This window comes from Streptomyces sp. NPDC042346 (genome assembly GCF_055581845.1).
This window is the reverse complement of the sequence record NZ_JBVJEH010000008.1, coordinates 417892-426793: the sequence shown is the minus strand read 5'-3', so window position 1 is coordinate 426793 and position 8902 is coordinate 417892. Positions and strand designations below refer to the sequence as shown.

General features: G+C 70.4%; 2 protein-coding genes, 1 tRNA gene and 1 rRNA gene. 3 read left to right on the top strand and 1 reads right to left on the bottom strand.

What is annotated here, in order from left to right; translation table 11 throughout:
* Together rrf and ACZ6K0_RS29885 are read left to right on the top strand one after the other, a co-directional pair.
* A 5S ribosomal RNA gene (gene rrf, locus ACZ6K0_RS29890) occupies nt 1–93 on the top strand; the annotation flags it as partial.
* Between the two features lie 5 nt (nt 94–98).
* Nucleotides 99–174 (top strand) — tRNA-Thr (locus tag ACZ6K0_RS29885).
* 92 nt (nt 175–266) lie between these two features.
* On the opposite strand, the gene ACZ6K0_RS29880 is transcribed toward ACZ6K0_RS29885, so the two are convergent.
* Nucleotides 267–2912 carry a SpoIIE family protein phosphatase gene (locus ACZ6K0_RS29880; RefSeq protein ID WP_376401420.1) on the bottom strand — a complete coding sequence of 882 codons (2646 nt, stop codon included), beginning with the start codon at nt 2910–2912 and terminating at the stop codon, nt 267–269.
* 269 nt (nt 2913–3181) lie between these two features.
* Here ACZ6K0_RS29880 and ACZ6K0_RS29875 point away from each other — a divergent pair, with 269 nt between their 5' ends.
* Nucleotides 3182–8665, top strand: coding sequence for a HAMP domain-containing protein (locus ACZ6K0_RS29875; RefSeq protein WP_469232684.1), 5484 nt, complete (start codon nt 3182–3184; stop codon nt 8663–8665).
* Nucleotides 8666–8902: the final 237 nt, after the last annotated feature.

Below are 8902 nucleotides of genomic sequence, written 5' to 3'. Positions count from 1 at the left end.
ACGCCCGGTTACATTCCGAACCCGGAAGCTAAGCCTTTCAGCGCCGATGGTACTGCAGGGGGGACCCTGTGGGAGAGTAGGACGCCGCCGAACAACCCGCCCTTTTAGCTCAGTCGGTAGAGCGTCTCCATGGTAAGGAGAAGGTCAACGGTTCGATTCCGTTAAAGGGCTCCAAGAAGAAAGGCCCCGCCATTGGCGGGGCCTTTTTTGCGTTGCCGTGGAAAGCACGGAGGAGAGGCGGCCCCTTTCGGGGCCGCCTTGGTGGATCAGTGGAGATCCGGCTCTCGCAGGCGCATCGCCAGGATGGCCATGTCGTCGGAGGCGGGGGCCTGGGCGAAGCGCTCGACCGCGCGGAGGACACGGGCGGCGACCGCGCCGGCCGTCAGGCCCGTACACGTCTTGAGGACTTCGGTGAGACCGTCGTCGCCCAGCATGCGGGTGCCTTCGCGGCGCTCGGTCACGCCGTCCGTGACGCAGAGGAGGACGTCGCCCGGGTCGAGGGTGATCGTCTGCTCGTACAGCTCCAGGTCCTCCATGACGCCGAGGAGCGGCTGGGGCTCGGCGGCCGGCTGGACCGTGCCGTCCTGGCGGAGGCGCAGGGGCAAGGGGTGGCCGGCGCAGACGACCTTGAGGATCGCGGAGCCGTCCTCCTGCGGGCGCATCTCGCCGTAGAGCAGGGTGAGGAAGCGGCTGCGGGCGCCCTCGTCGAGGATCGCGGCGTTGAGCCGCTCCAGGACGGCCGGGCCGCCGAAGCCCTCGCGGGCCAGGAGACGCAGGGCGTGGCGGGCCAGGCCGGTGACGGCCGCGGCCTCCGGGCCCGTACCGCAGACGTCGCCGATGGCGAATCCGTACGCGCCGTCGCGGATCGGGAAGAGGTCGTAGAAGTCGCCCCCGACCTCGTTGCCCTCGCCGGCCGCTCGGTAGATGACGTCGACCTCGACGCCGGGGATCACCGGGAGGCCGGGCGGGAGGAGGCTGCGCTGGAGGGACTGGCTGATCGCCACGCGCTCCGAGTACAGCCGGGCGTTGTCCAGGGCCAGGGCGGCCCGGCGCGAGAGGTCCTCGGCGAGCTCCAGGATCTCCTGGCGGAAGTGGTCCTCGGAAGGGCGGCCCAGGGTCAGCATGCCGATGACCCGGTTGCGGGCGACCAGGGGCAGGACGACCGTCTCGCCGGCGACCGCGCTCGCGGTGGCCAGGGTGGTGTCGATGCCGGAGGAGAGCGGGCTCGTGGGGTGGTCGAGGGCGCGGACCGAGGCGCTGAGCGCCGCTCGGTGCGCGGCGTCGCCGGGGGCCGTCCAGACGCGGGCGCCGGGTGTGGGCACCGGGTCGGGCGGGGCGATCGAGGAGAGCAGGTCCTTGAGGCCGTCGATGCGGTCCTCGTCCTCGTGGAGCACGTACGAGAGGTACGGGTCGGAGGCCTGGTCGGCGATCGTGTAGACCGCGCACCAGGTGGCGAGGGTCGGGACCGTCATCTGGGCCATCAGGGCCAGGGTCTGGTCGCGGTCCAAGGTGCCGGCGAGGAGGTCGGAGGCCTCGACGAGGAAGCTGAGGGAGCCGCGGCGGAGGCGTTCGAGCTCGCCGAGGCGGGCCGACTCGACCGCGAGGGCGATGCGGTCGGCGGCGAACTGGAGGCGGAGGGCCTCCTCGTTGGAGTAGCGGTTCGCGGATTCGGCGGCCACGCCCAGGGAGCCGGTGAGCCGGCCCTCGACCTTGAGCGGGACGGTGACCACCGAGCGCATGCCGGTGCCTTCGAGGAGGGGGACGGCGCCGGGGACGGCCGCCAGGTCCTCGTGGACGGCGGGCATGCGGGCGGAGCCGTAACGGCTGGCGCCGGTCTCGACGGGGACGCGGGCGAAGCGCTGGCGGGCGGCCGGGAGGCCGGTGGTCGCCCGTACTTCGAGTTCGGTCTCGTCGTCGGTGGCGAGGAGGAGGAAGGCGGCGTCGCCGTCGAGCATGTCGCGGGCGCGTTCGACCGTGCGCTGGAGGAGGCCGTCGAGGTCGTCGGGGGCCGGGGAGCCGATGAAGACCTCGAAGGGGTCGGTGGCGCGGCTCTCGGAGCCCGGTTCGGCGGCGGGGCGCTGCGGGGTCTGGATGACCGCCCGCTCGTGTTCCCGTACGAGGAGGCAGACGGTGGAGGGTTCGCCCTGGGAGTCGCGGACCCGGAGGTGCGAGGCGTAGACGGGGACGACGCGGCCGTCGGCGCAGCGGATGCCGTAGCTGCCCTCCCAGCGGGAGAGGCGCAGGGCCTCGGCGAGGCCGGTGCCGATGCCGGGGGTGTGCGGCCAGGCGGCGAGGTCGCCGAGGGGCTTGCCGGTGACCTGGTCGGCCTCGTAGCCGAAGAGCTCCGCGGCGTCCTCGTTCCACGCGGTGACGGCGCCGCCGCGGTCGATCTGGGCGACGGCGACGCGGACGCGGCTCTCGGCGGCCGGGAGGAGGGCGTCGGGGAGGACGGGGCCGGCGGAGCGGGTGCCGACCGGGCGCTGCGGGAGGTCGAGATGGAACCAGACGTGCTTGCGGGTGGGGGAGTAGTCGACGCCCCAGCGGTGGGCGAGGGCGGCGCAGAGCAGCAGGCCCCGGCCGTTCTCGCGGTCGGGGCTGCCGAGGGTGCGGCCGCCCTGGACGGGGATCTCGCGCTCGGGGTAGCGGTCGGCGACCTCGACGCGGATGCTGTCCTCGGAGCGGAGGCAGAGGACCTCGGCGGAGGTGCCCGCGTGGATCACGGCGTTGGTGACGAGCTCGCTGGTGAGGACGACGGCGTCGTCGACGAGTTCGGAGTGTCCCCAGCCCTGGAGGGTGTCCCTGACGAACGCGCGGGCGGCCGCGACGGACCGCCCGACGGGCTCGAAGCTGGCAGTCGCCCGCGCGGTGATCACAGCACTCCTCGTACGCGTTTCGACGCCCGGCTCTGCCATGCTCGGTATGCCCCTCCCACTGCCCGGTGGTCGTGCGCGCACCACACCGTCCCCGCCGGGCGGACCGGGGTGGTGGGACAGTCGGATGCCAGGTTACTTACCTTCGCTGTCCGCGCGGATGCCGGTCGTCACAGTTTCCGCCCGCCAGGGGTGGGGACGCTGTGCGAAGCTGCCGAACTGTTATCGCCTTGTACGGTCGCGGTGAAACACTGGGCAGGCTATCGGCGAGAGCCGGAAGTGTTCGGTCGACCCCTTTCGGGAGGGACACGGTGGAGTCTGGCACGGCGGCGCGGCGTGGCGGCAGCGGTACGCGCGCGAGGGGCGGACGTTCCCGTGGGGGGACGGTGCAAGTGGACGCGGCGGCGCTGGAGCGGTTGCTGGCCGCGTTGGTGTCGATGCGGGACGGGAACTTCCGTAAACGGCTGACGGTCTCCGGTGACGGGGTCATGGCGGAGATCTCCGCCGTGTTCAACGAGGTCGCGGACCGGCAGATGCACGTGACGGGGGAGCTGTCGCGGGTCCGGCGGGTGGTCGGCCGTGAGGGCAAGCTGTCCGAGCGGCTCGAGGCGGGGGCGACGGAGGGGGCGTGGGCCGCGGCGATCGAGGCCGCGAACGCGCTGGTCGACGATCTGGCCCGGCCGGTGTCCGAGGTGGGGCGGGTCCTGTCGGCGGTGGCCGAGGGTGATCTCGACCAGCGGATGGACCTGCGTTCGGAGGGTGCCGACGGAGCCGTACGGCCGCTGCGCGGGGAGTTCCTGAAGGTCGCGCGTACCGCGAACAACCTCGTGGACCAGCTGTCGGTGTTCGCCTCCGAGGTGACGAGGGTCGCCGTCGAGGTGGGAACGGACGGCAAGCTGGGCGGGCAGGCGCAGGTGCGTGGGGTGTCCGGTTCGTGGAAGGACCTCACGGACTCGGTCAACACCATGGCGAACCGGCTGACGGCGCAGGTGCGGGACATCGCGCTGGTGACGACGGCGGTGGCGGACGGCGACCTGTCGCAGAAGGTCACGGCGAACGTCGCCGGCGAGATGCTGGAGCTGAAGAACACCGTCAACCGGATGGTGGACCAGCTGTCGTCGTTCTCCTCCGAGGTGACCCGGGTCGCCCGTGAGGTGGGTACGGAGGGCGAGCTCGGCGGTCAGGCCGAGGTGGCCGGGGTCGCGGGTGTCTGGAAGGACCTCACCGATTCCGTCAACACGATGGCGGGAAATCTCACCAATCAGGTGAGAGGGATCGCCGAGGTGACGACCGCGGTCGCCAACGGTGATCTGTCGCAGAAGGTGCGGGTCTCCGCGCGCGGTGAGATCGCGCAGCTCGCGGACACGATCAACCAGATGACCGAGACGCTGCGGACGTTCGCCGACGAGGTGACCCGGGTGTCGGGCGAGGTCGGCGCGCAGGGTCTGCTCGGTGGTCAGGCGCAGGTGCCGGGCGCGGCGGGGACGTGGAAGGACCTCACGGACTCGGTCAACACCGTCTTCCGGAACATCACCACGCAGGTGCGGGACATCGCGCAGGTGACGACGGCGGTGGCCAACGGTGACCTGTCGCAGAAGGTCACCGTGGACGTGGCCGGCGAGATGCTTGAGCTGAAGAACACCGTCAACACGATGGTCGACCAGCTGTCGGCCTTCGGTTCCGAGGTGACCCGGGTGGCCCGGGAGGTCGGCGTCGAGGGTCTGCTCGGCGGTCAGGCCGAGGTGCCGGGCGCTGCGGGGACGTGGAAGGACCTCACCGACTCGGTGAACACTGCCTTCCGGAACCTGACGGGTCAGGTGCGGGACATCGCGCAGGTGACGACGGCTGTTGCCAACGGTGACCTGTCGCAGAAGGTCACCGTGGACGTGGCCGGCGAGATGCTTGAACTGAAGAACACCGTCAACACCATGGTGTCGCAGCTCTCGTCCTTCGCCGACCAGGTGACGCGGATGGCGCGGGACGTGGGTACGGAGGGCCGGCTCGGCGGTCAGGCGCGGGTGGACGGGGTCTCCGGCCGCTGGCGCGAGCTCACGGACTCCGTGAACTTCATGGCCGGCAACCTGACGTCGCAGGTGCGGCAGATTGCCCAGGTGACGACTGCCGTCGCCCGCGGCGATCTGTCGCAGAAGATCGACGTGGACGCGCGGGGCGAGATCCTTGAGCTGAAGAACACCATCAACACGATGGTCGATCAGCTCTCCGCCTTCGCCGACCAGGTGACCCGGGTGGCCCGTGAGGTGGGTACCGACGGGCGTCTCGGCGGGCAGGCGCAGGTGCCGGGCGTGGCCGGTGTGTGGCGTGATCTGACGGACTCGGTGAACGGCATGGCCGGGAACCTGACGACCCAGGTCCGTAACATCGCGCAGGTCGCCACTGCGGTCGCCCGGGGTGACCTGTCGCAGAAGATCGACGTGGACGCGCGGGGCGAGATCCTTGAGCTGAAGAACACCCTCAACACGATGGTGGACCAGCTCTCGAACTTCGCCGAGCAGGTGACCCGGGTGGCCCGCGAGGTGGGCACCGAGGGGATCCTGGGCGGTCAGGCCGAGGTGCAGGGGGTCTCCGGCACCTGGAAGGACCTCACCCAGTCGGTGAACTTCATGGCGAACAACCTGACGATTCAGGTGCGCAACATCGCCGAGGTCACGACGGCGGTCGCCATGGGCGACCTCTCCAAGAAGATCACGGTCGACGCCCGGGGCGAGATCCTGGAGCTGGTCACGACCGTCAACACGATGGTCGACCAGCTGTCGAACTTCGCGGACGAGGTCACGCGGGTGGCCCGTGAGGTGGGTACGGAGGGCATCCTCGGCGGCCAGGCGCGGGTGCGCGGGGTCACCGGTACGTGGAAGGACCTCAGCGACAACGTCAACCTGATGGCCAACAACCTGACGAGTCAGGTGCGGAACATCTCCCGGGTCTCCGCGGCCGTCGCCAACGGCGATCTGACGAAGAAGGTGACGGTCGAGGCGCGGGGCGAGGTCGCCGAGCTCGCCGAGACGGTCAACACGATGGTGACGACCCTGTCGTCCTTCGCGGACGAGGTCACGCGGGTGGCCCGCGAGGTGGGCACGGAGGGCGAACTGGGCGGTCAGGCCCGGGTGCCGGGTGTCTCCGGGACCTGGAAGGACCTCACCGAGTCGGTGAACTCGATGGCCGACAACCTCACCGGTCAGGTGCGGCAGATCGCCGCCGTCACCACCGCCATCGCCAAGGGCGACCTGACCAAGAAGATCGACATCGACGCGCGCGGTGAGATCCAGGAGCTGAAGAACACCATCAACACGATGGTCGACCAGCTGTCGAACTTCGCCGAGGAGGTCACCCGCGTGGCCCGCGAGGTGGGCACCGACGGCCAGCTGGGCGGTCAGGCCCGGGTGCGGGACGTGGAGGGCACCTGGAGCGATCTCACGGAGTCCGTGAACGAGATGGCCGGGAACCTCACGCGGCAGGTGCGGGCCATCGCGGCCGTCGCCACCGCGGTGACCCGCGGCGACCTCAACGTCAAGATCGACGGTGTGGACGCGGCCGGCGAGATCCAGGCGCTCCAGGACAACATCAACACGATGATCGCGAACCTGCGCGACACCACGATCGCCAACGACGAGCAGGACTGGCTCAAGAGCAACCTGGCCCGTATCTCCGGCCTCATGCAGGGCCGCCGGGACCTCGACGACGTGGCCTCGCTCATCATGAGCGAGCTGACGCCGGTGGTCTCGGCCCAGCACGGCGCCTTCTTCGTGGCCATGCCGACGGGCTCCGCCCACAGCGACGCCGAACTCGTCGGTGGGGGCGACGGCGCGTACGAGCTCCGGATGCGCGGGAGTTACGGGTACTCCACCGGTTCCATGCCGACCTCGTTCCGGCCCGGGGAGACGCTCATCGGGACGGCCGCCGAGGAGAAGCGGACCATCCAGGTCAACGTGCCGCCGGGCTATCTGAAGATCTCCTCGGGGCTCGGGGAGGCCTCGCCCGCGCATGTGATCGTGCTGCCGGTGCTCTTCGAGGGGAAGGTGCTCGGCGTGATCGAGCTGGCCTCGTTCCAGCCGTTCGCGCAGATCCAGCGGGACTTCCTCAACCAGATCGCCGAGCTGATCGCGACCACCGTCAACACCATCAGCGTCAACACCAAGACGGAGGTGCTGCTCCAGCAGTCGCAGGAGCTCACGGAGCAGCTCAAGGAGCGCTCGGCCGAGCTGGAACACCGTCAGAAGGAGCTCCAGGGCTCCAACCTGGAGCTGGAGGAGAAGGCCGAGCTGCTCGCCCGGCAGAACCGCGACATCGAGGTGAAGAACACCGAGATCGAGGAGGCCCGGCAGGTCCTGGAGGAGCGGGCCGAACAGCTCGCCGTCTCCATGCGGTACAAGTCCGAGTTCCTGGCGAACATGTCGCACGAGCTGCGCACCCCGCTCAACTCGCTGCTGATCCTGGCCAAGTTGCTCGCGGACAACGCCGAGACCAATCTGACGCCGAAGCAGGTCGAGTTCGCGGAGACCATCCACGGCGCCGGTTCGGACCTGCTCCAGCTGATCAACGACATCCTCGACCTGTCCAAGGTCGAGGCGGGCAAGATGGACGTGTCGCCGACGCGGATCGCGCTCGTGCAGCTCGTCGACTACGTGGAGGCCACCTTCCGGCCGCTCACGGCGGAGAAGGGGCTCGACTTCTCGGTGCGGGTCTCGCCCGAGCTGCCGGCCACGCTCCACACCGACGAGCAGCGGCTGCTCCAGGTGCTGCGCAACCTCCTCTCCAACGCGGTGAAGTTCACCGACTCGGGCGCGGTGGAGCTGGTGATCCGGCCGGCGAACGCGGACGTGCCGCAGTCGATCCGCGAGCAGCTCCTGGAGGCCGGTTCGCTGCGCGATCCGGAGGCCGATCTCATCGCGTTCTCGGTCACGGACACCGGGATCGGGATCGCGGCGAGCAAGATGCGGGTCATCTTCGAGGCGTTCAAGCAGGCCGACGGGACGACCAGCCGGAAGTACGGCGGTACGGGTCTCGGGCTCTCGATCAGCCGGGAGATCGCGCGGCTGCTCGGCGGCGAGATCTTCGCGGCGAGCGAGCCGGGCCGGGGTTCGACGTTCACGCTCTATCTGCCGCTGAGCCCGACGGAGCTGCCGTCGCACGGGTACGGGCAGGGGGCGGCGGACGCCGAGGATCCGCAGCAGGGTGCCGGGGAGGGGGCGGCCGGGGCCGTCCACGCCTTCCCGCACTTCCCGCCGCCGCCCGTACGGACCGAGGCGCGGTCGGGGGCCGGGGCGCTGTTCCGGCACCGGCGGAAGGCCGCAGCGGAGGCGACCGGGGCGCGGACCGCGGTGCCGGGGCAGTTCGGTCAGCCGGGCGCCGTGGACCGGGGGGAGCCGGAGGCGGAGGTCGTGCCGCGTCGTACCTTCGGCTTCTCGGGCGAGAAGGTGCTCATCGTGGACGACGACATCCGTAACGTCTTCGCGCTCACGAGCGTCCTGGAGCAGCACGGGCTCGCGGTGCTGTACGCGGAGAACGGGCGCGAGGGCATCGAAGTCCTGGAGCAGCACGACGACGTGACGGTCGTCCTGATGGACATCATGATGCCGGAGATGGACGGGTACGCGACGACGACCGCGATCCGGCGGATGCCGCAGTTCGCCGGGCTGCCGATCATCGCTCTGACGGCGAAGGCCATGAAGGGCGACCGGGAGAAGGCGATCGAGTCGGGTGCGTCGGACTATGTGACGAAGCCGGTCGACCCCGACCACCTGCTGTCCGTCATGGAGCAGTGGATGCGGGGGGAGTGACTCCGTGCCGGGGGTCCGCGCGGAGTGCCGCGCGGGCCCCCGGGGCTCCGCTGACGGACTGTCGCCACCGGGGTGTGAGAGGGCGGGATACGGGGAACCTTCTGGTCTCCCACCGCGTTTCTGCTACGTGCACAGTGACATCGCGGTGACAGGGTGTGGCGACGGGCGGGGTGCGGCTACGATGACCGGCACAAGGACGGACGGCGCTAGGGAGTCGTCTTCTGGGGCGGCGCCCGG

What these genes read in the sequence shown, in the direction of transcription:
- ACZ6K0_RS29880 (WP_376401420.1), bottom strand. Translation starts at nt 2,912, where the DNA reads ATGGCAGAGCCGGGCGTCGAAACGCGTACGAGGAGTGCTGTGATCACC.